The following is a 22,231-nucleotide window of genomic DNA, read 5'->3' on the forward strand; positions in this document are numbered from 1 at the left end:
TCACCGCCCCGCTGCATCCTTCCGAATGGCGTCGACCGTGCGCGAAACTATAGCATCCACCCCCAACTGCCCCAGTTCCGTGCTGGAACGGCGCGGATCGCCGCCGTACACACCATCGGCCGCACCCAGCTTGGGGCTGCTGCGTAGTGCGCTCAATCGCACCATCTCAGGCGCCACCGCAAGCTGCAGCGATGTATCCGCCAGCCCTGCATGCGTGCCGATTTCGTCGTCGCGATAACCGTGCTGGCGCAAGATCTGCGCGTAGCCATCCGATGCGGTGGCGTAGTACGCCTCCGGCAGGATCGCGCGCGCGCCAGTGCCTGCCCAGGTCTTGTTGAGGTGGGCCACCACCAGCTTCAGGTCCTTCTGATAGCCGCCGTGATCGCCGAGAAAGACGACGTTGCGAAAGCCGTGCACCGCAAAACTGTTCGCGGCCGACTCGAGCATTTTTTCGAAGACATCGTCGGGAATGGTGATCGTGCCGGGAAAGCGCATGTGCGACGTCGGCGGCGCATAACCGCCTTCCGGAACATACGCCACGACCGGCGCAACCAGCGCATTGCCCAATTGCTGCGCGATCTTCTGCGCGAGGTATTCGGCGCGCACGTTGTGCTTGCCCACTGCGACAAATGGGCCACTTTGCTCGGTGCCGCCGATGGGAATAATGACGGTGGTCTTGCCTGCGTGAATCTGATCTCGCAGTTCGGTCCAGGTGAGGTTTTGCAGCACTACAGTTTGCGGAGCCTGCGCGAACGAGACATTAGCGACAAAAAGCAACGCGGCGGACGCAAGAACACGTCGGAAGATGGGGCGCATTATCGGGGCCTTGCAGGACGATCAGGAAAACATCGACGCAATATGGTTACACGCCAATCCCGTCGCCGCACCTTCTGCGGGTGCACTGCCCTTGTTTTGCCTCATTTGTTCTCAGGCAAGGCTTTTCGAAAGATCCCTTCCCAGTAGGCTACACGCTCCGAATACGCTATGCGCACGGATTCGGGTTGATCGTTCTGCAAGCTGCGGACGTGCGTGATCGGCAAGGTGGCGGAGGCCAGGTGCCGCCAGGTATCGGCCGCCATATGCAGATGGGAATGCGAAGCCACCAACGCAGCGATCACCTGCTGGTCGACCATCTGCTGAGCGCTCAGCGCCATCAACCCTTCCAGCGCCATGTCCGTGCGCTCGGAGAGAAACGCCACCGCCTCGCCCCAGTTGTTGAAGCTGACGTCCATGGAGGGCTCCTTGGTCTTGGGGGATGGCTCGGAGCCTAACACCAAGCGCCATACGGCTCTGTCATTGAAATGTTTATGACATCCGCATGCACGCAGCGGGTTGCGCGGTGGCCATCCCGTTCAGCGAAGCTGGCTGTCCTTGCTGCCCCGGCGGTTGTAGAGGCCGGCGCTACGCTCGGCGTCCTCGGCCGCCTGGCATTTCACGCACAGGCGCACGCCAGGCACTGCCTTGCGCCGCGCGGCGGGAATAGGCGCGTCGCATTCCTCGCAATGCGTCAGGCCGGGACCTTTCTTCAACTGGCCACGCGCGCGCTGGACCGCATCGTTGACCGTGGCATCGATCTGGTCCTGAACTGCACCGTCGCCGGCCCAACCAGTCGCCATGGAAACCTCCTGAACCTTGCCATGAACCTGATGGCTCAAACGCCTCGCCCCGATATATGGAGTCGGAAGCCACCCGTGCCAAGTTTACCTCCGGGGCCAGGGCTCGTGCCGGCATCGCGCTGAAGGACCTTGATGGCAATGGGTTTGCCCCTGATCGGCGATCTCGACAGGCGCGTATTTGCCCAAGCCTTGCACACGGAGTTCGCAGCAATAACTTGCCCCTCGTCCATGAGTTATGCGTAATATTCTGCAGCGAACGAGCGCAATGCCACGGCTGCGATCCATGGGCGCACCAAAGGCAAGATATCATTCGCCAACGGCCGTTCCCGGGGAGAGACAGGACATAACTCGCCCGTCAAGCCGTTGCAGCAATCCAGGAGATAGGGGGAAGTTGGATGTCGAGCGTTATCGATTTTCTTGAACGAATGGGCAGCGAGGCGCATTGGCGCCACGCTTCCGAGAACGAGTTGGAACTAGCACTGGTACAGGCCGATATAGCAGCCCCCGAACGCTCGGCCATTCTTGCGAAGGATGCCGCGAAACTGCAGGCATTATTGCGACTGCGTCCGCTTTTCGCGATGCAGACCCCGCCGGACGAAGAAGGCGACGAGGACGAGGGTGAAGAAGATGAAGGTGACGACAAGCACGAACCGAACGGTCAACGCCTCTCATCGCCGACCTCCTTGCTCCAGCACGCATAATTCGAGGCGATGAACGACCCCGGCAAGCGGCGCCGGAAATGCCTGGGAGGAGCCGTGCTGCTCCTTGGCCTGTTTGCGGGCGTGGTGTCAGCCGGCACCACACCACAGCCCGGCGATCCAGCCGCGCTGCTCGCACTCGCCGACAGCATCAAGACGTCCGATCACGATGGCTTCACCAACCTGCTGAAACAGCTCAACCAAACGACGGCGGGTTTGTCGAACGAGCAACAGTGGTACCTGCGTTATCTCAACGCATGGGAAACCGGGTATGTCGGCGACATAGAAAAAGCCAAGCCGGAGCTGCGGGACGTCATTGACGGAGCGCCCGACATCGACTTCAGGATGCGTGCCACCGCGACCCTGATCAATCTCCTGGGTATCGAGCATCGCTACCAAGAAGCGTTTGGCCTGCTGGACCAGGCGATGGACAACCTCCCGAACATCACCCACAAGGACGCGCGCTTCCAAGTCCTGGCGGAGTCCTCGCAATTGCTGATCCAGGCAGGCCAATACGATCTTGCCTCCACCTATGCCGACCAGATAATCGCCGACTATCCTCAGGGCAGGAACGGTTGCATCGGCAAATTCCTCAAAGTGCATGCCGAATTCCTGCGCGGTACGACGCCTGTCGATGAAGCGCAATCCCAGAACGCCATCGACACGTGCGACAAGGTCGGGGAGGGTATTCCCGCCGATTCGATCCGGCGCGACATGGCGAGCTTTGCCATGCAGCAAGGCAAGATCAACGACGCCATTGCCTTGCTGGTGAACCGCTATCCCCACGTCGTGAGCTATCAATACCTCGACCTGACTTCGGAATACGACGCACTGCTCGCACAGGCGTACTGGAAAACCAACGACATCAGGCGCGCGGAAAAATATGCGCTGGATACCGCTGATATCGCTGTGAAAAGCAATTTCACCCAGCCGCTGAGCGTGGCCTACCAGTTGCTTTTCCAGATCGAGCAACAGAAAGGCGACATGCGCGATGCACTTGCGTATCACGAGAAATACATGGAGGTCGACAAGAGCCATCTCGACGACACGCGTGAAAAAGCGCTGGCGTACCAGATCGTCAGGCAACAGGTCGAAGCGAAGAAGATACAGCTCGAAACACTGAACAAGCAGAATCAGATTCTGCAGCTGCAACAGGCGCTCGACCTGAAACAGGTCGAAACCAGCAGGCTTTATATCGCCCTGCTCCTGACCATCCTCGCGTCGATCGCCTTCTGGCTGTATCGCCTCAAGCGTTCCCAGCTGCGTTTCATGCGACTGGCCCGAAGAGACGGCCTGACGGGAATCTTCAACCGGCAGCATTTCGTCGACGAAGCCGAGCAGTCACTGCGCTATGCCGCCAAGTCGTTGCGCGGCGCGTGCCTGATCCTGATCGACATGGATCACTTCAAGCAGATCAACGACACGCACGGCCATATCGTCGGCGATCACGTCTTGAAACAAGCCGTGGCGACCTGCCAACGTTACCTGCATTCCTGTGATGTGTTTGGCCGCCTCGGCGGCGAGGAATTCGGCATCCTGCTTCCCGAATGCACGCCATCCAAAGCACTGGATCGCGCCGAGGAAATTCGCCAGGCGATCAACGCGACGCCGGACGGAGACTCCGTGCCACTTGTGATATCCGCAAGCTTCGGCATCGCCTCCACCGAACACCACAGTTACGATTTGCGCCGGCTGCTGGTTGCCGCGGACGATGCGCTGTATCGCGCCAAGCGACATGGGCGGAATCGCGTCGTCATGAATATCGGCGACAGCGTGCCGGCCGCTCACGGCTCATCGCAAGACAGGAAAGACAGCACGGACGATGGCGGACAGTGCACCGATCCGGCAGCTTGACGCGGCCGGCTGCGGCATAACCCGTCGGCGCGGGCGCCTCACCCTGCTGGACGAGGCACCCATCCAAGATCCCCGCTTACCCGATCACTTGGCCACGTCCTGGCCTTTGTTCAGATCGATCATCGGTATCGAACCTGCCCCCACGACTTGCGGAAGCACGCCGTTCCAGTGCTGCAACCCGTAGAAATGCGAATACTCCGGATTGCTCTTGAGCGCCTCGCCGACTGTCTCGATCGCCTTGGCCTGCGCCTGCGCCTGCAACACGGTGGCCTGCGCTTCGCCGTTGGCGCGCTCCACGGCCGCGGTGGCTTCCGCATTGGCGGTAACGGTTTTCTGCTCGCCCTCGTATTTCTTCTGAGCCACCGTATTTTCCGCCTGCACGGCAAGGTTCTTGGCGCGCACGGCCTCTTCGATCGATTGATCGAACACAGGCGAGTAGTGGATGCCCACCAGCTGCACGTCGACCACGTCGACGTTGAAGAGCCGCTGCAAGGCCTCGCTGATGTCCTTGCGCATCTGTGCGGTGATCTGCGCGCGCTGATCGGAAATGGTCAGCGTGTTGTATTGCGCGAACGCTGCCAGCGCACGATCCCTTACCACCGGAAGAATCGTGGATTCGATATCCACCGAACCGGCGCGCCCCACGTGATAAAGCAGATTCATCACCGCCGAGCTTGGAATCTGATAGATCAGGCTGACGTCGATCGTGACCTTCTGGTTGTCGTTGGTATACACATCCAGGCCGTTGAGCGTGTATATCGAACGACTCGTCTGCAGGCGATCGACCGATTCAAAGAAAGGCACCTTGAAATGCACGCCGGTGGTAAGCGGCGCGGACGTCATCGGCGTACCGCCCATCCAGCGCGTCCCGGCCTCCTCGCTGGGCGACACGACAAAGACGCTGCTGTAGAGGAACATCACAACCAGGGCCGCGATAAGCAGGCCCCCGACACCGAAGCGACCGAGGAAACCACGCGGATCCTTGGGCGGTAAGCTGAGCATAAGTCGTCTCCATTACGGTTTGCGTCGAACATGGCGTGCCGCACCGGCCGCAAAGACGCGATCAGCGCGAATAGCAAAGAGGTTTTGCATGCCCTTATGGGCATCAGGCCGTTCCCCCATAGCGACATCATAGCCAGTCGTTGCTGCGTCGGCCCATCGACGCGGCAAACATGACCAGGCGGATGCGTTGTCCGGATCGTGTCCGGACAACGGTGCATATCGTCCGCGGACAGCCTCTTCTTCATGCTGCGGCATGCGGAAATGGCGCAGCCATGCAGGTTTCGGGACGTTTAAACCCTTGGCACAGGGTTTGCCATCTATCTCTTGAAAGCCTCATGACTCAAACCCGGAGAACCGCCATGAAACTCGAGACCCTGCTGCTGAAAAGCCTTTTCGTCGCTTCCTTCCTGATCTGCGTGCTGACGGTAGGTTCCATGCTCACCGCAAAGATCACCGTGTCGGCCGTTGCCGGCAACGACGCCACGGTTGCGGCAAGCGTGAGCAACGCCAGCTGATCGGTTCGGCGAGCGACGGCTTTGCCTTTGTTCGGAGCAGTGGCGACGGCTCGTTGATGCAAGGGCATCAGAACCGCCTCCGCCGTACCGTGAGACACGAAGAATTTAGACCGATCAAAACAGATAATGCTCGGCGCAGAAAACCATCCGACGGTACCTGCGCGAGCCTCCCGGAACCGGCGGGAACGACAGGGTGATGTGACCCAATGAGTCAGCTCTTTTCAACGAAGTGCCTCTCCTCAGCACCCCGTTTAAAAGTGTGAGTTCAATCACAGTTGTCGAACCTTCGGTAAGCCGCTGTCGGGATTGGCATGACGCGCAAGCATGCGGCCGACGGCGCCCTTGGCTTAATTCATGCTTTAAGACTACAGAAGCGGGCAACGCCAACAGGTGCCCGCAAGTCATCCGGCGCTTGAGGGGGAGCGGTGACCAGGCGGAAAGACAGCAGCATGGAAGTGGTGTCCCGGTTGCCCTGGCAGGCAGGCATCGTGCTGGGCATTGTGGGTTACGTCAGCGTGCGTTACCTGCTCGCCTGGTCGTTGTCGACGCTCGGCGGTCCGGTGGGCCAGGCCTTGGGACAACAGCTCGGCCAGGGCTTGGGCGCCGCCGTCGCCTCGTTGCTGCTGGGCATGTGCTGGGCTGCCGCGTTGATCTCCTACATGGATAGCCGCCGGCGCTCGCAATTGCTCGAGACCCAGACCGGGCTCAACAGCCTGCGCGCCATCGACTGGCGCGAATTCGAATTGCTGGTGGGCGAAGCCTTCCGGCGTCAGGGTTATGCCGTGAAGGAAACCGGGCTTGGCGGCGCCGATGGTGGCGTCGACCTGATCCTTCTCAAGGACGGCGCCATGACGCTGGTGCAATGCAAGCAATGGCGCACCAAGCTGGTGGATGTGCGAGTGGTGCGCGAGATGTACGGACTGCTCGCCCACCATCATGCCGACGCCGTGAAAATCGTCGCCATCGGCAACTACACCGATGACGCGCGCCTGTTTGTGCATGGCAAGCCGATCGAGCTGATCCACGGCAACGCATTGCTGGAGATGGTGCGCGATGTCCAGCGGACCACGCCCTCCCGATACAAACTGATCCAGAACCCCGAACCGTTGCCGGGATTGGAACCCCTGTGTCCCACCTGCGGCCGCCCGATGGTGCAACGGGCCAACCGCAGATCGGGAAAAACATTCTGGGGCTGTTCGGCTTACCCCGCGTGCCGTAGTTCGCGCGTCGCGTAAGCCTCGAGCGGATCGAAACCGCCTCAGTTCAAGCCTGCGTAGCGCTTGCTGCCCAGCTGCGTCTGCAGCCTTCTCTTCACGACTTGCAGATTGCTTTGTCGCATGTCTTCGCGCACCTCTCGCGGCGACATGCCCAGCACCTGGCGAAACGCATCGGTCATGTGGCTGTGGCTGTTGAAGCCCATATCGCAGGCGAGCGCGGCGAGATCCATTTCGCCGCCGCCCAGGCGGCCCAGTGCCGTTCCGAGGCGTTGCTGCAAACGGAACTGTCGCAACGATTGCCCGGTACTCCGGCGGAAGATCCGACACAGGTGAAACGGCGAGCAACCGGCCAACTTCGCCAATGCATCCACGCCCACGTTTTCTCCTGCATGACCGATGATGGCCTCCTCGACGCGCGCGACCTGGTGCGCAATCCTCGGGTCATGCAGGTCCGCATCGTCCGGCGTCCGCCCATGCATCAGGTAGGCGAGTATGTCCAGCAGCACCTCCTCTGCGTCGCCGGCATCCTCGTCCTGCAAAATGCCGCGAAACATTTCCACGTGCGTCATCTGGAATCGAAGGTCATGGCGGAATACCTGACAGGGCTGCTTTGTCGCGACCGTTTTGCCGAGCATGTCCAACACCTCGTCATCGATCAGCACATCGGTGCAGAGGTCGCAGCTGTCGGGTACCGGATGCGAAGCGAAATATTCGACGTTCTTGCGCACCAGGATCGCCTGTCCCGGACGCGCGCACCACACCTTGCCGCCGACATGCACCAAAAACGAACCGCATCGGGTAAAGATGAGATGCGCAGGCTCATCGCCCGCGACCACGCCGCAATCGACTCGCGGCTGCTTGCACACATGACTGATCACTTTGAAGTGCGGCGACTGCAGCACTGTCCGCATGATCGACATAGGCCTTGCTCCACACGAGCGCCCGCGTCCCCGCTTCGATCATACGCCCTGCCCTCCGCAACCGGATGTGCCGTTTAAAGCACGTTTCTGGAAGCGACGCAGCGCTGGTTGTGATAGCCGCGCAACGCGACATCACCGGCCACGCGCTTTGCCGCAAACAGGCAAGTTTCTGGAAGCGCGCACGATGAGCTTGCCCGAAGCTTCAGCCTTCCCCGGAAGGCTCCGGCATGAATGCTGCGCCCTCCCCACACCGATGTGTTACGCAACTTACGCGATATGGAGGATCCCATGCTGAAAACACTCTGCACATTGCTTGCAACATGCTGCGCCGTCGCGGCCGCAAGCGCCGCGGATCCGCTGTCGGCCGATCACGGCGACTCCATGGTGTATGCAAAATATTCACATCCGTACGGCAGAACCATCAACGGTTGGGCCAACTTGTCGATGCAGTGGATTTACCAGGAACCGTACAGCCAGAATCCTTACTTCGATCCGACGGGCGAGTATTGCGGCGTAGGCCAGTCAGGCCCGGTCTGGTATGTCGCGCCGATTTTTGCACCCACGCCCGGCAGCTATACGCGTTCGTGCACGATCCCGCACGACAAATCGATCCTGTTCCAGGTGGGCTGGGTCGCCGACACGTGGCCTTGCCCCGATCCGACTTTCGGCCCGGCGCCCGGTCAGTCGCTGTACGACTTTCTGTATACCAACAGCGAAACCTACTTCTCGAACGTCACCGTCAGCGTGACGCTGGACGGCAAACCGATCCATGACGCGGTCGACTATCACTACATCTCCGACAGCCTGAACGCGATCAAGGGCGACCTCAGCCTGCAGGCGAACTTCGATCCGTGCATCACGGGCAACTATCAAGAGATAGTCACCAACGGCTGGTTCCTGATGTTCAAACCCTTGTCGCCCGGCGTGCACACCATCGTGAGCACGACGACCAACATGGGCATGATGATGAATACGTTCACCTACTACTTGACGATTGAGTAGCGGAACGCGTGCGCCCCGTGGCGCTGCGACAGCAAAACGCCGAGGGAATCGCTTCCCTCGGCGTTCGCGTCACAAGCCATGACGGCTCTTAGTTCGACTCGGTGAAGCTGATCGAAGGCGTCGAGCCACCCGTGGCGGTACAAGCGCCCAGGTTCAGGTTGTTGCTCTCGCCCGTGGTGCCCGAATCGGCTACGCAGGACGGTGCGGCAGTGGAACCGTCGCTCACCGCGAGGTTCACCTTGATGGAGCTGCCGCTATTGAACTCCGCTTCCGAACCGCCGGCATTGCCCACCACATTGAACTCGCCGGTGTTCCACACCTTCGCGATATACAAGGTGCTGTCCTTCTGGCTGGTGCTGTAAGCCGTGCCGCCATAGGTGACAACGGCCGTATCGTTACCGCCCGAGGTTGCCGTACCCGTCAGCTTCAGGCCCGCCAGGTCCGTGGGCGAGATATCCGGCGGCAGAGAGGCGGCGCTGTTCTTGTAGCAGTCGCCCGCGCCGTCGCTTCCAAAGCCGCTCGGGCAACGCCTGCCGCCGTAGCCGATCAGCCAGTCCTGCATGAAGATGGCGCCCTTCCCTTGCTGCGAGTAATCCGTCGCATACACCCATTGCTGCCACACGGTGCAGCCGGAGTGGCCCGAACACGCCGAGGTGGTCGACGTGAACTGCGTGTTGAGCTGCACCGAATACTCGTTGGGACCCAGGATGCCGCCATTGCCGTAGGCCGGCACACCCACGCTTTGTTCGGAGGTCACACCGGTGACCGACGGGAACGTGCCGACCGCGCTGGTGATCAGGTGCGAACCGGTCTGAATGGTGTAGTCGTTGCCGTTACCGGCGGTTTCCTGTGCACCGAACACGTAGTAGTGCGGCATCGGGTGCACGTCGGTACGGACTGCTCCGCAGGCGACCTGCTGCCACACGATGCTCGGATAGTCGGCATGAAAGCAGCCTTCCGACGGCGTGGCGATCTGTGCCATGTCCTGACGCCAGGCCTCGCGTGCGACCTCTTCGATCGGCCCCACCTGCGCGCTCGAACCTTGTGCGGATGCATTGTCGAACGGCGCGGCAAACGCCGCGGGAACGCATGCAGCACCCACAAGACCGGCCAGTAACGCGAATTTCAACGTTGCTTGCATTGATTGTCTCCCCAGTATGCAAATGAAAATGGATGTCGACGCTGGACAATCCAGGCGCCGAGACACTTCCAACAACGACTACACCCGCGAACAACCATGACGGTTGCCACGGTTCCCCTGCTTTGCCTTTTCACCGTATCCCTACGGGGAAGAGATCGAGGCGATGACGCGCCCTTCTCGCGAGTGTCGTGCTCATGGAAAGCACCGGCACCTCACTGGCTTCGATAACGCATTGGCACTACCGCTATTTACACACAGACGTGTAGCGAAGCCCTTCCCCTACCTGACGCGCTCATCCTTTCAGTCCTACGCGACGCGCAAGACTTTGCGGGACTGGAGAGCCTGATCGCACGGGCCGTGATGGCCAACAGGTACGCGCGTCTATGCACGCACAGGAATCACCATTTAAATCGAGGCAAGTCTCACTAGCAGCCCTTTGCATAGAAAACGCCGAGGGGATTTCTCCCCTCGGCGTGTGTGTCAACTCTTGCTGCAACGCTTAGTTCGATTCGGTGAAGCTGATCGAAGGCGTCGAGCCACCCGAGGCGGTACAGGCGCCCAGGTTGAGGTTGTTGCTCTCGCCCGTGGTGCCCGAATCGGCCACGCAGGACGGGGTGGCGGTGGAACCGTCGGTCACCGCGAGATTCACGCTGATGGAGCTGCCGCTGTTGAACTCCGCCTCCGAACCGCCAGCGTTGCCCACCACATTGAACTCGCCGGTGTTCCACACCGTCGCGATCTTCAACGTGCTGTCCGCCTGGCTGGTGCTGTAAGCGTTACCGCCGTACGTGACAACGGCCGTATCGTTACCGCCCGAGGTCGCCGTACCCGTCAGCTTCAGGCCCGCCAGATCCGTGGGCGAGATATCCGGCGGCAGGGCGGCGGCACTGTTCTTGTAGCAGTCACCCGCGCCGTCGCTGCCAAAGCCACTCGGGCAACGGCGACCGCCGTAGCCGATCAGCCAGTCCTGCATGAAGATGGCACCCACACCATTCTGGGCGTAGTCCGTCGCATACACCCACTGCTGCCACACGGTGCAGCCGGAGTGGCCCGCGCACACCGAGGTGGTCGACGTGAACTGCGTGTTGAGCTGCACCGAATACTCGTTGGGGCCCAGGATGCCGCCATCGCCGTAGGCCGGCACACCCACGCTTTGTTCGGAGGTCACACCCGTCACCGACGGGAAAGTACCGACGGCGCTGCTGATGAGATTGGAGCCGGTCTGAATGGTGTAGTCGTTGCCGTTACCGGCGGTTTGCGGTGCGCCGAAAAGATAGTAGTGCGGCATCGGATGCACGTCGGTGCGGACTGCTCCGCAGGCGACCTGCTGCCAGACGATGCTGGGATAGCTCGCATGGAAACAACCCTGCGACGGCGTGGCGATCTGCGCCATGTTTTCGCGCCACGCTTGGCGGGCGAGTTCTTCGATCGGGCCAGTACTGCTGGCAAAAGCTGCAGGCACACAGGCGGCACTGATAAGACCGGCAACAAGAGCAATCTTCAACTTCGTTTGCATTTACAGTCTCCCCATACTTGTGAATGGCAATGAATGTCGAGCCTGGACCCCCCAGGCGCCGACGCACTTCCAACAACGACCTACACACGCAGGCAGCTGGAAACGCCGCTACGTGTCCCCTGAGGTTGCCTATTCGCCGTATCCCTACGGAGAAAAGAACAAGGCGATAGCACGCCCTTCTCGTGGACGCTGTGCCATGCAGAGCACGCGCGCCTCACGGGCTTGGATGAAGCATGGTTGCGACGAGTATCGAACCGAGACGGGCGATCGCGCCCTACGTCAGGCTATCCAGATCGTTCATCGACGACCCACGATGAAGCGTTGATCTGGAGGCTGCGCCACGTTCGATGCCATCGATTCGGACAAGGACATTTGGACCGACGATGCTTTCCCCACAGAAACTCGAAAGCGTGCACTCATCACGTCTCCTCACCTCTTTTTCTATGACCCACATTCCCGGGCTGAAATCCGAGTTGCTCGGCCAGCGCGACGAAGAATGCCCAGAAAGAATGTGTAGAAGTCGTGACGTCATTCGCACGTGCAAGAGCTTGCGAACCGGCGCCAAATTTGCGGCTGCTGTTTTAACGCACGTGCAGCACGACGACGCGCGTTGGACTACACGTTCCGTGCAGTGACACGCGTCGACAATACGCCGCAAAAAATGCCGATTCTCGATATGCGCCGACAAAACCGCATGCGTTCGCACGGGACGAAGGGAAGTTGCGCGCTCCGCAATGCATCAAAAAAACCGCGCATTTCGGATGACAAAATTTTGAGACGCAGTGCTCATTCGCGACGAGCACATCAATCGGCCTGCACCCTGCCGCCGCCATTGCGCTTGGCTGTGTACATGCGCTCGTCGGCAAGAATGGATAGTTCCTCCGGTGTTTGCGCATCGTCGGGAAACATCGCCAGGCCGATGCTTGCGCCGATCTGCATGGTGCGTCCCGCGACGGACAGCGGCGCTTCCAGCAACTCCTTCAACGTGCTGGCCACGTCTATCGCTTCGTGACGTCCAATGGGTCCTTCGAGCACCACGGAAAATTCGTCGCCCCCCGTACGCGCAACGGTGTCCACGCGTCGAAGGTATGCGGCAAAAAGGCGAGCAACCTGCTGCAGCACATCGTCGCCGGCATGATGGCCCAGCGTATCGTTCACTTCCTTGAAGCCGTCCAGATCGATGGCAAGCACCGCCGTGGGAATGTTGCGTTGACGTGCGCGCTCCAGCGCTCCGCTTATCCGGTCCTTGAACAGGCGACGATTGGGCAGACCCGTGAGCGAATCGTGATGCGCAAGGTGCTGATTCCGTCTGAGCTGCGTCTCCAGCAGCAACAGAATCATGCCGATGGCCACCAGGTACTTGGGCAGATTCCAGACCTCGGCGCCCACCTGGACGTTGGGCAGAAACACATCGAACGCCATGCCCACGGGAAACACCAGCGACCAGGCCAGCAAACCCAGGATCGTGACCACGAATCCGCCCGTCCTGCGCTGATTCGAAAACCAGAACTGCACGCAGCAGGTGAAATAGGCCACGAACAGCGGCATGACCTCCATCAGATCGGGACCGTGCTTGGAAAACTGCCAACCGAGCAAAGCGATCGAAAGAGCCGTGTTGAGACCGACCGTGATCCACCGGCTGAAGGGCCGCTTCGCAGCCGGCGTTGCGGCAACAACTGTTAGCGGTACCAGCGCAAACAGCAGCGCCGCCGGAACCATGACCGCGGGCGACACCGACGGCAGCGTCGCCAACACGATATAGAGCGTATAAACGGCAGAAACTGCCCCAAACAGCACTCGACTACCCCATCGTTCCGAGCGGGGGTCCACCGACCAGCAAAACAGTTGCGCGCACCAGATCAGGGACGACGTGCCCACGATATCGGCCAGCATGCCGCCGACACCTGGGAGGTCGAGGAAGGAATAGGCGGCAAAATGCACTTCCACGCAGATCCATCCCGCCAGCCAAGCCTGCGTCATCCTGCTGCCGGCAGGCCGCGCCACCGACACGAATGCATAAATCAGCACTCCGACGGCGAGCAGATCAGGGAGTTCTTTCCAGGACATTCTGGGTCCACGCTTGCGGAAACGACATGATGGGTAGATCGAAACTCGATGATGCAAAGTTCAAGCCACACCCCTACCCGGCCATAACCAGCTGATACACGACCATGCCGTTCACGCTCCTCCAGCCCGATTGCCCAGTCTTTCCCGCCACCGAAAAGCGATCCTGCAAATTATGAACCCATGAGGACAGCATCCAGCCGGCGTCGCTTCGACAGCAACGCCCGTCCGCGCAGGTCGAAACGCAACCATGCGTTCGGAATCTGACAGTCATTCGGCCGAACCACGAAACACTTGAATGCTGAACGAGCATCCGCAGCGGATGTTTCAAGCGTGACGCGCGTTCAGCGAACGGCGTCGACGGCTCCCGTTCGCGCTCGCCGACAAGGCCACCGCAGGCGAAGCAACCACCGGCGCGTCCATGCGGATGCCGGAGCTTCGATGCAACGAAACGTCGCCCAGGCGCAGAGCACGGCAAGGATGGGGCGCGTCACGAAAAGTACGACTGCAAGCATGTCGTGACTCATCGGAATGCGCACGACGATGCGTTGTACGATTTCGAAAACATACACGTGGACGAGATAAAGCGAATAGGAAATTTCGCCCACCCACACAGACCACGCCGGCACTTTGATAGCGCCGTTCTTTGCCAGCATCACCACACCAAAAAACAGAATGGCCAATGGCGCGCCCCAACCCTGCGGGCCGAAAAAATTCACCATGCCGATCCGGTTCCATCCCATCAGAAGCATGGCGATCAGCGCGATCGCGATCGCGTAAACCGTTGCATTGTTCTTGATCGCAAGGCGAGAACCGTACAGCCAGCCTGCAAGCATGCCGAAAACAAATTCCCAGACGATCGGATTGACGGCGAGATTGGCATATCGCGACCACGCCACCAGCGGCTGCGTCGCCACACCCAGGTTATAGCCGCCGCGCAAAACGGGAATCGCGATCAGCGTGAGGACAAACCATGCCGCCATGACCCGGTAACGCCATCGCCCAAAAAGCATGCACAGGGCGAACACGACATAGAAATAGCACTCGAAGCACAGCGTCCATGCCACACCCACCGACATCTGGAAATAGATGTGCGATGCGGCGGGGTTGTGCGGAACGAACAACAACCCTTCCAGATAAGGAAGCAGCACGGATGCATCGAGAAATCCGCGAATGCCGTGATGATCCACCGCAACGGCAACCACCGTCACCACCGCAAACAGTGGCCAGATCCTGGCAATGCGCTTGGCTGCGAATCGCCAGGCGTAAGCATGGGTTCCATCGAAATCCAGGGTGGTCAGCACCATCAGGAATCCGCTGATGATGAAGAACAGGTCAACGCCCATCGCCATCGGCAACAGCACGTAGTCGGCGACGGCTTTCCCGGCAAAGGTGCCCGGCAGGACGCTCCGGCTGTGCACCATGACGACCATGAAGGCCGCGATACCTCGCAGCGCCTGGATCCATGCCAGTTTTCGCTCTCGCGCATTCATCCTGGTGAGTGCGCGCCAGCTCCCGTTTGGTTAAACGGCCGAATGCATCATCCCTCTTTCCCCTGGCTCACTGGCTGCTCTCTCACCGACTGGCGGCGGCGCCATGTAGCAGGGGGCACGCCAAACTCGCGATGAAATGCACGGCTGAATGCCGTGTCCGTCTGATAGCCCACATCCTCCGCGATACGCGCAAGCGTGGCGTTGCTTCGACACAGCAGGTTGGCGGCAAGCAACATGCGCCATTGCGTCAGGTACTGCATCGGCGTGCTTCCCACCAAGGCGTGAAAGCGTTCGGCAAGCACGGAACGCGATGTCGCCGCGGCAGTGGCCAGCTCATCCAGCGACCAGGCATGGGCAGGACGCTTGTGCAAGGCGTTCAAGGCGGCGCCCACGATGGGGTCTGTAAGACCCGCAAGCCAGCCCGTGCGATCGTCGCGCCGATCGTTCATGTAAAGGCGCAGGACTTCGATAAACAGCACTTCGGCCAGCTTCGCCAGCACGCCTTCCCCGCCGGGCCTGGGCGAGCGCGCCTCGTTCAATGCATAGCGTATCGATGTTTCCAGCCACGCTCCCGCATTCGATCCGCGCAGATTGACGCACACCAGCGCAGGCAACCCGCCGAGCAGCATGCGCGCCAGGCGCGCATCGCACGCAAGATAGCCGCAGATGATGCGCGTCGTGGGCCCGCCGCCGCCGTAGGCAAGCAGGCGCGGCCGACGCGACAACACCTCTTGCAGCGGTGCGCCCCGGGCGGGTGCCAAATCCGGTTCGGAACTCATGCGGTGCGCGTCCCCGCGCGGAAAAATGACGACATCCCCCGCGGCAATGCGAGTGGGCGGCTGGTTGTCCAGCTGCACGAAACACGTCCCTTCGGTGACCAGGTGAAAAATCACCACACGCTCGGCGCCAGGTTCGAGCAAAGGCGCCACGGTGTCGGCACGGGGCGACTGGTAGCACCAGGGTGCCGTGAATCTGGCCTGGATGAAGATGGCGCCGACCAGCCGCACGACGCGAAGGATTTCCGATAGCGCATCCATATCCGCGTCACTCAGGCGACGTTGGCGTCGATGTGTAGATCAATACGTAACGCGTTTTCCACCGCGCACGAGATAGGCGAGGAGCGATGGCTCCTTTCCACCAGATGGCGCAATTGCTCGGACGTGACGCCGTGTGCATCGATGCGGACGCGCCACTGCATGTCGCTGGGTCCGGCAAAAACAGGATCGCCGTTGCCATCGAGCATGCCGAAAAAGCCCCGCGTGTCGGTGCGACTGTGAACCGATACTTCGAGCCTGGTCAGCGCGATGCCTTCCGCCGCCGCATTCATCGCGATGCAGGTGGCGAGACAGGACGCCACGCCCGCCCGGAACAGCCAGCCCGGCGTCACCTGGTCGCCGCTGCCGCCTAATTCCCCGGGCATATCGGTCAATACCTGCGTGCCGTTGGGATGACGGGACACGACCCGCAGGCCGTGCTGCCAATGCGAAAAGGCCGGCGTATCGTCCTGAAGACCCCTTTGAGGCTGGCGTTGCAGAACGGCCCTGACGCGCTGCACGGCCTCGGCGATGCCTTGCACCATGGCGACACCTCCACACCCAACCCGTGCGTGAACACGTTCGGCCTGATCCCCTGAGGCTGCCGCCGGCATGCCGTGCATCCGGACGGTTGGGCAAGTCAGGGCGACGCGCGGATAGGACGCCTCTGACCGCCAGGCACCACAGTACACCCAATGGCACCCGCTCAGCGTGGCCGCCGGTTATCGACGGCTCGCCGAGGGTGCGGCAGCGTGCGCCGCGAATGTCGGCGGGGAGGTTCATGTATGGCTCGCGTACTTGGCTTTGTCTATGGCGTCCTTTGCTATCTCGCATTCTTCCTCACGTTTCTTTATCTGATCGGTTTCGTCGGCAATCTGGCAGTGCCCAAGTCCATCGATGCCGGATCGCCCGCGTCGTTGACAGCAGCGATATCGACCAACCTGGCCCTGGTGGCATTGTTCGGCATCCAGCACAGCGTGATGGCGCGGCCGGGCTTCAAAAGCTGGTGGACGCGCTGGGTTCCGCAAACCATCGAACGCAGCAGCTATGTGCTGCTGGCGAGCCTGGTGCTGATCTTGTTGTTCGCGCTGTGGGTGCCCATCAAGAGCGAGGTATGGCGCGTGCAATCGTCGTTCGCATCGACGGTGTTATGGGTGCTGTTCGCGCTGGGATGGACATTGGTTCTAGGCAGCACCATCCTGATCAATCACTTCGATCTGTTCGGATTGCGCCAGGTCTACTTGAATCTGAAAAACAAGGCGTACACGCCGATCGGGTTCCGCATCCCCCTCTTCTATCGCGTCGTGCGCCATCCCCTCGTGCTCGGTTTCCTCATTGCCTTCTGGGCAACCCCCATGATGACGGCAGGCCATCTGCTGTTCGCCGCCACCATGACGACTTACGTACTGATAGCCCTGCAATTCGAAGAGCGCGACCTTGTCGCAGCTTTCGGCGAAAGGTATCGCCAATACCAGCAACGCGTTTCCATGCTGATACCGTGGCTCACGCACCATAAAGGCTATGGAAACAAACCATCGACGCCGAAGCTTCATCCGCACTGACGCCAGAAGCATTCCCTTCCCCGTATGCGGGGAAGGGAATGTAGCGAGGCGCTGCTAGCGCCACATCACATTCACACCGTCGCGGACGCTTTCCCTTGGCAGCGTGATGGTCGCGACGGCGTTCTTCTCATCCCAACGCCATGTTGTGAACGCATTGCCGTTCGCGCTTATCGAGCGCGGCTTGCCCAACGCGTGAATACAGATCGTGTACGCACGCGACGCCGGCTGCCCCTTGTAGGTGCCCTTGGCCGGCGCGACGGTCAACGTGTGCGAACCGTCGGGCCCGGTGACGTAGCTCATCGTCGTCAACGCATAGCTTCCCTTGGCATAGTCGAGCGACAGGCCATCGTCTTCGTAGAGATCGAAATGTCCCTCGCCTGATCCGTACACATTCAAGATCAGCGTATCGAGCGGCCTGGCATCGGAATAATCGCTGGACTCCTGTTCGGAAATGATGGAACCTTCGCGCACGAATACCGGCGTTTCGTCCACGGCGTAATGCTCCGTGAAAGAGCGGCCGCCGTCGTAATGCTTGCCTGTGAAGAAATCGATCCACGAACCCGGCGGAAGATAGACGCTGCGGTTGCCGCTCGGATCGAGCACCGGCGCCACCAGCATCTCCTCGCCGAAGAAATACTCGTGCGAGTGCCGATAGGCTTCTTCAAGATCCGGGTACTGCAGATAGAGCGGACGCAGCAACGGCATCGACAAGGTATGCGCCTGCCACGCGTAGGTGTAGATGTAAGGAATAAGCTGCGTGCGCAAGGTGAAGTATTTACGCATCAAGGCCATGCCTTGGTCGCCGTACAACCAGGGCATGCGCGCGTTGCCTTCCTTCGGATTGGCGTGTGCGCTGTGCATGCGCAAGATGGGACTGAAGGCACCGAATTCGATCCAGCGCGCATAAAGGTCGAAATCGATCTTTGCGCCATGGAAACCGCCGATGTCATGGCTGATGTAAGGCACCAGCACGTTGCCGCCACGCGCGGTGAATGCCACCTCATAAGCCAGCACAGGCCATTCCGAATAGGTGTCGCCCGTGAAGAATCCCGGGTAACGCTCGCTGCCCCAATCGCCATAGCGCCCAAGAATGAAGCCACGCTGGCCGGTGAACTGCTGCGAGAAATCGTAGAACACCTTGTTGGTCCACAGCTGCGGATTCAGGCCCGGCATGTCTGCCGCACCGCCACCACCGTCGACCCACCAAGTGTTCACGCCGGCCTGCATCAGCGGTCCGTGCAGATCGCGCATGAAGATATCGGCCTGCTGCTTGTCGGCCAGATTGAAAGCGATCCGTTCCGGCGGCAGCACATCCCTGATCGCAACCGGTCCGCGAAAGATGCCGCCACCTTGTTCGCCCGACACCACTCTCAACACGATCTCGTTGCTTTGCCCGGGCCGCACATAAGGCTTGATGTCGGTATAGGTAAGCCGGCGTGGCCATTGGACGTGGCTGTGCGCCGCCTCCTTGCCATTGATGAAAATGCGATACGTCTGCCCTGCTTCGCCGAGGTAGAGATACAGAGCATCCGGCAATGTTTCAGGCAACGACAGCCTGATGCGATACCAACCGACGCCCTGATAATCCGCATAACCCTGTTTCTGCCACGACTGATCGGTGCGGATCGGTTTCCACGCGCGATCGTCGATATCTTCGGCATACCAGTGTTCTCGCAAACCCAGATCGTGCGGATCGACGGCGAATGTCCATCCCTTGGATAGATCCATGTCGAACGCAGGCTTCGGCGGCAAAGATCGGCCCAGCGCCTTCAGCACGTCGGGCGCATGACTGTCGTTGAAAGACAGGATGCTTTCCTCCGTGCCCGCATAACCGGGATGATCGTTGAGACTCAGCTTGATGCCGCGATCGCGCAGCCATCGCAGAAACTGCGCGGGCTGCTGAATCAACGGACTCCAGTCGTAGCCACCCTGCCAGCCGTAGTTGTGCCAGGCGAAATCCAGCACCAGCGTGTCGAAGGGAATGCGGTTGTCGCGCAGACGCGACAACTCGTCTTCAAGGTGCTGCTGGTCGTAGCGCTCGAACCCGGGCGTATGCGCATCCGCCGTATCGGGGAAATATTCAAAGTTGAAATCGGTTATCCAATTGCCCAACGTATAACGCGGAATCATCGGAATGCCACCGCAAAGCTGCGCGTATTCCTGCAATACGCGCGTGTATTCCCGGTTGTACGTGAACAGGTACCAGTCTTGCCCGTAGGGCTTGGCGCGTGGCGCGATCCATTCGGTCTTGATATCCCACAGCGGCGTTTCGCTGTCGTCGATGAAGGCGTAGCCGCTGCGGCTCAGCAATCCCGGCCTGGCGGGAAGCAAGGGAATGTCGATGCCGGGAATGATGTCGTTCGTGGGACTTTCCAGATCCTGCCCGCCGTTCACCAGATTCGCCCCGCTGACGTGATCGAGCGAATAAGTGAGTCCGCCGAGATTCTTGGTATCGACCTGACCCGGACGCCAGGTATGCGTGCTCGACCATGTCAGCTGCAGGTTATCCGCGGTAAACGGACCTGACTTCAATCGATAACGCAGCGTCATACTTCGGGTATGGACGACCAACCAACCGCTTTCTTCGGAGGATTGCACATCCACCGCCGGCCAATCCCGCTTTTGCACGACGGCGGTAGGCGCATCGACAAACACGCCGCTCGGCGCGTATTCCATGCGAACCAGCGAAGGCGTGAGAAATTGGAAACGCGCGTTGCCCGCAACGACGGTGGATGTGCTTGGCGTTTGCGCGTGGGAAAGAAGTGGCGTCGATGCGAATCCAACCAGTGCCACAAAGAACATGCTGCGGAACCATGTCATGCCGAGTCTCTTTCGATGGACAGGAAACCCCGCCCTTATACTCGCCGAGCCACGTCAAGGACAGCCATCGAGCCGGGACATGCACGCACAAGCAGCCGGTAGCTTGTGCGCGGAAAGCTCATGCCATTCCACGCCATCTCCATAATTTTGGCGAAGAATTTACACAAATCCGCCACACCGCATATAGCGCCTTTACTCCGCCCGGCGAGAGGATGCACACGTCATCATTGAGCCAGAGAGCACGCCCGCATGACGATACTGATCATTCAGGGACCTCTACCCAGCACCCGATCGCTTGGGGGCGACCTTCTCGCCGGACTTCGCCAACTCGCCCAGTCGGCAGGACAAACCTTGGAAGTGTGTACTTGCAGCAGCCTGAGGGATTTCCTGACCCGGCTGCGTGGCGCCCGATCGCCTTCCACGCAATTCATGCTGCTTGATCCGGGCGAGATCAACCAACAATTGCAGACGCACCAGGACAGCGAGCTCGGCGACACGCTGGAAGCACTGGGCACGCCCTATATCGAAATGCAGGACGACAGCGAGGCCGCCCTCGAGACCGCGCCGGCAGCAGGCCACGCCCCCTTGGCCACCATCGTCACCAACGGCGACCTCAATACCAGCTATCGCATTGCGCTAGGCATCGCCTTACGGCAACTACTCCACTAGCGATTCCAGCCCCTCGGGCTGCACGGCGGCCCATGCCCACCACTTCGCGACATTCACGCCCTTGATGGCCAACCACAGGGCGTACAGCCCCTCTCCGGGCAAACAAGGGAAGAGCAAATACGGCATAAGGTGGCTGTTTAGCGACGGCGCCAGAAAGCTCGTGAAACCATCGGTGAAGTAGCTGAACCCTGCAAGGCCAAGCAGAATGCCGAGTACGCGCGGCAAAAAGCGCGAGCGAAAAATCAGGTATCCGGCCAACATCTCGTCCAGCCCGTAAAACACGAACGAGATAAGCAGCCCCACGTTCTGCAACTGCATCGAAAGGTACGACATGGTTTGCAGTTGTTGAGGCGCGAACATGCCGAGTGCGCTCCCCTCGCTCATCACTTGCAGCGGCACATAGGCACTGAGCATATCGAGTCCTTCGATGGCCGTTCCCACCAGACCGCAGCCCATCGCGATGCCCGCGATCACGGCATTGACGCGCCTGAACAAAATGAAGCTGATGACTTCATCGGGGATATTGCACAAGAGCAACACGATGTGTGCCGTAAAGCCGAAGCGAAAGAGTGTCTGGTGCGCCAGGATATTGTGGGCCGTTGCTGCAGCATTCCCGTCCACGACCAGAGCATTGCGGACATAGCCGATATCGAATGCGCCGGTCGCGATGCCGATCAGCGACACGATGCCGACTATCCTTGCCAGGACGAGCGGCGAGAATCTGTCCAGACTGGAATCGGACATCACGAAGCCTCCTCTCTTGTTGCGATTTACAGCGCACAGAAGCTTGCTGGCGTCAGCTTACTACCCAGATTATGCCGCTGGTTCCGCACTTCAGCGTGCCGAAAGCTCTGCCCTGCCGTTGGTCATGACAATGACATGGCGAAGTGAATCATCGAGTGGCCTCAGGTCTCGTTTGCGACCTAATCGCTTAATGCGCGTACCACGCTTCACGCTCGTCGTCCCGGCGAAAGCCGCGACCCAGTGACTTTGGCTTGTGATTGTGTTGGTGCGTTATCGCCAGGTTGCTCGCCTGCGCGGCGGGCGTTTCGCGCTCTCATGTGCGCGCACGCTTCACGTCCGTCGTCCCGGCGAAAGCCGGGACCCA

At 60.3% G+C, this 22,231-nt stretch carries 20 protein-coding genes; 7 read left to right on the forward strand and 13 right to left on the reverse strand.

Features of this window, described 5'->3' with window-relative positions; translation table 11 throughout:
* The 3 genes from DWU99_RS19810 to DWU99_RS19820 all read right to left on the reverse strand — a co-directional run bounded on the left by DWU99_RS19810 (nt 1) and on the right by DWU99_RS19820 (nt 1,616).
* Nucleotides 1–816 (reverse strand): creatininase family protein, encoded by an 816-nt coding sequence (locus tag DWU99_RS19810; protein WP_115479819.1) that lies wholly within the window; start codon nt 814–816, stop codon nt 1–3.
* Between the two features lie 101 nt (nt 817–917).
* Entirely contained in the window at nt 918–1,232 is a 315-nt protein-coding gene (locus DWU99_RS19815; RefSeq protein ID WP_115479820.1) for a hypothetical protein, read from the reverse strand.
* Nucleotides 1,233–1,352: 120 nt separating this feature from the next.
* Nucleotides 1,353–1,616: a DksA/TraR family C4-type zinc finger protein gene (locus DWU99_RS19820; RefSeq protein ID WP_115479821.1), complete on the reverse strand. Its 264-nt coding sequence runs from the start codon at nt 1,614–1,616 to the stop codon at nt 1,353–1,355.
* Nucleotides 1,617–2,011: 395 nt separating this feature from the next.
* Between DWU99_RS19820 and DWU99_RS19825 the strand changes: the two genes are divergently transcribed.
* Together DWU99_RS19825 and DWU99_RS19830 are read left to right on the forward strand one after the other, a co-directional pair.
* Nucleotides 2,012–2,317 carry a hypothetical protein gene (locus DWU99_RS19825; protein WP_147292982.1) on the forward strand — a complete coding sequence of 102 codons (306 nt, stop codon included), beginning with the start codon at nt 2,012–2,014 and terminating at the stop codon, nt 2,315–2,317.
* Nucleotides 2,318–2,371: 54 nt separating this feature from the next.
* Complete coding sequence (locus DWU99_RS19830; RefSeq protein WP_158543374.1) at nt 2,372–4,168, forward strand: tetratricopeptide repeat-containing diguanylate cyclase; 1,797 nt, start codon at nt 2,372–2,374, stop codon at nt 4,166–4,168.
* An 84-nt stretch (nt 4,169–4,252) separates the two neighbouring features.
* Here the strand turns inward: DWU99_RS19830 and DWU99_RS19835 are convergent, their stop codons facing one another.
* Nucleotides 4,253–5,170, reverse strand: coding sequence for an SPFH domain-containing protein (locus tag DWU99_RS19835; RefSeq protein ID WP_115479824.1), 918 nt, complete (start codon nt 5,168–5,170; stop codon nt 4,253–4,255).
* A gap of 359 nt (nt 5,171–5,529) precedes the next feature.
* Between DWU99_RS19835 and DWU99_RS21060 the strand changes: the two genes are divergently transcribed.
* Together DWU99_RS21060 and DWU99_RS19840 are read left to right on the forward strand one after the other, a co-directional pair.
* A complete protein-coding gene (locus tag DWU99_RS21060; protein ID WP_158543376.1) occupies nt 5,530–5,685 on the forward strand; it encodes a hypothetical protein in 156 nt (51 codons plus the stop codon).
* Nucleotides 5,686–6,134: 449 nt separating this feature from the next.
* Nucleotides 6,135–6,920: a restriction endonuclease gene (locus DWU99_RS19840; RefSeq protein ID WP_115479825.1), complete on the forward strand. Its 786-nt coding sequence runs from the start codon at nt 6,135–6,137 to the stop codon at nt 6,918–6,920.
* 23 nt (nt 6,921–6,943) lie between these two features.
* Here DWU99_RS19840 and DWU99_RS19845 read toward each other — a convergent pair whose 3' ends face one another.
* A complete protein-coding gene (locus DWU99_RS19845) occupies nt 6,944–7,822 on the reverse strand; it encodes a helix-turn-helix domain-containing protein (RefSeq protein WP_115479826.1) in 879 nt (292 codons plus the stop codon).
* A gap of 288 nt (nt 7,823–8,110) precedes the next feature.
* Here DWU99_RS19845 and DWU99_RS19850 point away from each other — a divergent pair, with 288 nt between their 5' ends.
* A complete protein-coding gene (locus DWU99_RS19850; protein ID WP_115479827.1) occupies nt 8,111–8,824 on the forward strand; it encodes a hypothetical protein in 714 nt (237 codons plus the stop codon).
* A gap of 88 nt (nt 8,825–8,912) precedes the next feature.
* On the opposite strand, the gene DWU99_RS19855 is transcribed toward DWU99_RS19850, so the two are convergent.
* From DWU99_RS19855 to DWU99_RS19880, 6 genes are all read right to left on the reverse strand, one after another.
* Nucleotides 8,913–9,965 carry a hypothetical protein gene (locus DWU99_RS19855; RefSeq protein ID WP_115479828.1) on the reverse strand — a complete coding sequence of 351 codons (1,053 nt, stop codon included), beginning with the start codon at nt 9,963–9,965 and terminating at the stop codon, nt 8,913–8,915.
* A gap of 499 nt (nt 9,966–10,464) precedes the next feature.
* Complete coding sequence (locus tag DWU99_RS19860; protein ID WP_115479829.1) at nt 10,465–11,481, reverse strand: hypothetical protein; 1,017 nt, start codon at nt 11,479–11,481, stop codon at nt 10,465–10,467.
* An 804-nt stretch (nt 11,482–12,285) separates the two neighbouring features.
* A complete protein-coding gene (locus DWU99_RS19865; RefSeq protein WP_115479830.1) occupies nt 12,286–13,548 on the reverse strand; it encodes a GGDEF domain-containing protein in 1,263 nt (420 codons plus the stop codon).
* A gap of 341 nt (nt 13,549–13,889) precedes the next feature.
* Entirely contained in the window at nt 13,890–15,038 is a 1,149-nt protein-coding gene (locus DWU99_RS19870; protein ID WP_115479831.1) for an acyltransferase family protein, read from the reverse strand.
* Between the two features lie 47 nt (nt 15,039–15,085).
* Nucleotides 15,086–16,075 (reverse strand): AraC family transcriptional regulator, encoded by a 990-nt coding sequence (locus tag DWU99_RS19875; RefSeq protein WP_115479832.1) that lies wholly within the window; start codon nt 16,073–16,075, stop codon nt 15,086–15,088.
* Between the two features lie 11 nt (nt 16,076–16,086).
* A complete protein-coding gene (locus tag DWU99_RS19880; RefSeq protein ID WP_115479833.1) occupies nt 16,087–16,617 on the reverse strand; it encodes an OsmC family protein in 531 nt (176 codons plus the stop codon).
* Nucleotides 16,618–16,857: 240 nt separating this feature from the next.
* On the opposite strand from DWU99_RS19880, the gene mddA reads away from it, so the two are divergent.
* Nucleotides 16,858–17,634 (forward strand): methanethiol S-methyltransferase, encoded by a 777-nt coding sequence (mddA, locus tag DWU99_RS19885; protein ID WP_115479834.1) that lies wholly within the window; start codon nt 16,858–16,860, stop codon nt 17,632–17,634.
* 54 nt (nt 17,635–17,688) lie between these two features.
* On the opposite strand, the gene DWU99_RS19890 is transcribed toward mddA, so the two are convergent.
* Nucleotides 17,689–20,454, reverse strand: a complete 2,766-nt coding sequence (locus tag DWU99_RS19890; protein ID WP_115479835.1) for a glycoside hydrolase family 31 protein — start codon at nt 20,452–20,454, stop codon at nt 17,689–17,691.
* A gap of 249 nt (nt 20,455–20,703) precedes the next feature.
* Here DWU99_RS19890 and DWU99_RS20885 point away from each other — a divergent pair, with 249 nt between their 5' ends.
* Nucleotides 20,704–21,123 carry a hypothetical protein gene (locus DWU99_RS20885; RefSeq protein WP_147292983.1) on the forward strand — a complete coding sequence of 140 codons (420 nt, stop codon included), beginning with the start codon at nt 20,704–20,706 and terminating at the stop codon, nt 21,121–21,123.
* On the opposite strand, the gene DWU99_RS19900 is transcribed toward DWU99_RS20885, so the two are convergent.
* Nucleotides 21,112–21,867: a DUF4386 domain-containing protein gene (locus DWU99_RS19900; protein ID WP_115479837.1), complete on the reverse strand. Its 756-nt coding sequence runs from the start codon at nt 21,865–21,867 to the stop codon at nt 21,112–21,114. The genes DWU99_RS20885 and DWU99_RS19900 overlap by 12 nt on opposite strands.
* Between the last annotated feature and the right edge of the window lie 364 nt (nt 21,868–22,231).

The organism is Dyella psychrodurans, assembly GCF_003363265.1.
In the GTDB taxonomy this organism is placed as follows: Bacteria; Pseudomonadota; Gammaproteobacteria; order Xanthomonadales; family Rhodanobacteraceae; genus Dyella_B; species Dyella_B psychrodurans.

What these genes read in the sequence shown, in the direction of transcription:
- DWU99_RS19810 (WP_115479819.1), bottom strand. Translation starts at nt 816, where the DNA reads ATGCGCCCCATCTTCCGACGTGTTCTTGCGTCCGCCGCGTTGCTTTTT.
- DWU99_RS19815 (WP_115479820.1), bottom strand. Translation starts at nt 1,232, where the DNA reads ATGGACGTCAGCTTCAACAACTGGGGCGAGGCGGTGGCGTTTCTCTCC.
- DWU99_RS19820 (WP_115479821.1), bottom strand. Translation starts at nt 1,616, where the DNA reads ATGGCGACTGGTTGGGCCGGCGACGGTGCAGTTCAGGACCAGATCGAT.
- DWU99_RS19825 (WP_147292982.1), top strand. Translation starts at nt 2,012, where the DNA reads ATGTCGAGCGTTATCGATTTTCTTGAACGAATGGGCAGCGAGGCGCAT.
- DWU99_RS19835 (WP_115479824.1), bottom strand. Translation starts at nt 5,170, where the DNA reads ATGCTCAGCTTACCGCCCAAGGATCCGCGTGGTTTCCTCGGTCGCTTC.
- DWU99_RS21060 (WP_158543376.1), top strand. Translation starts at nt 5,530, where the DNA reads ATGAAACTCGAGACCCTGCTGCTGAAAAGCCTTTTCGTCGCTTCCTTC.
- DWU99_RS19840 (WP_115479825.1), top strand. Translation starts at nt 6,135, where the DNA reads ATGGAAGTGGTGTCCCGGTTGCCCTGGCAGGCAGGCATCGTGCTGGGC.
- DWU99_RS19845 (WP_115479826.1), bottom strand. Translation starts at nt 7,822, where the DNA reads ATGTCGATCATGCGGACAGTGCTGCAGTCGCCGCACTTCAAAGTGATC.
- DWU99_RS19850 (WP_115479827.1), top strand. Translation starts at nt 8,111, where the DNA reads ATGCTGAAAACACTCTGCACATTGCTTGCAACATGCTGCGCCGTCGCG.
- DWU99_RS19855 (WP_115479828.1), bottom strand. Translation starts at nt 9,965, where the DNA reads ATGCAAGCAACGTTGAAATTCGCGTTACTGGCCGGTCTTGTGGGTGCT.
- DWU99_RS19860 (WP_115479829.1), bottom strand. Translation starts at nt 11,481, where the DNA reads ATGCAAACGAAGTTGAAGATTGCTCTTGTTGCCGGTCTTATCAGTGCC.
- DWU99_RS19865 (WP_115479830.1), bottom strand. Translation starts at nt 13,548, where the DNA reads ATGTCCTGGAAAGAACTCCCTGATCTGCTCGCCGTCGGAGTGCTGATT.
- DWU99_RS19870 (WP_115479831.1), bottom strand. Translation starts at nt 15,038, where the DNA reads ATGAATGCGCGAGAGCGAAAACTGGCATGGATCCAGGCGCTGCGAGGT.
- DWU99_RS19875 (WP_115479832.1), bottom strand. Translation starts at nt 16,075, where the DNA reads ATGGATGCGCTATCGGAAATCCTTCGCGTCGTGCGGCTGGTCGGCGCC.
- DWU99_RS19880 (WP_115479833.1), bottom strand. Translation starts at nt 16,617, where the DNA reads ATGGTGCAAGGCATCGCCGAGGCCGTGCAGCGCGTCAGGGCCGTTCTG.
- mddA (WP_115479834.1), top strand. Translation starts at nt 16,858, where the DNA reads ATGGCTCGCGTACTTGGCTTTGTCTATGGCGTCCTTTGCTATCTCGCA.
- DWU99_RS19890 (WP_115479835.1), bottom strand. Translation starts at nt 20,454, where the DNA reads ATGACATGGTTCCGCAGCATGTTCTTTGTGGCACTGGTTGGATTCGCA.
- DWU99_RS20885 (WP_147292983.1), top strand. Translation starts at nt 20,704, where the DNA reads ATGACGATACTGATCATTCAGGGACCTCTACCCAGCACCCGATCGCTT.
- DWU99_RS19900 (WP_115479837.1), bottom strand. Translation starts at nt 21,867, where the DNA reads ATGTCCGATTCCAGTCTGGACAGATTCTCGCCGCTCGTCCTGGCAAGG.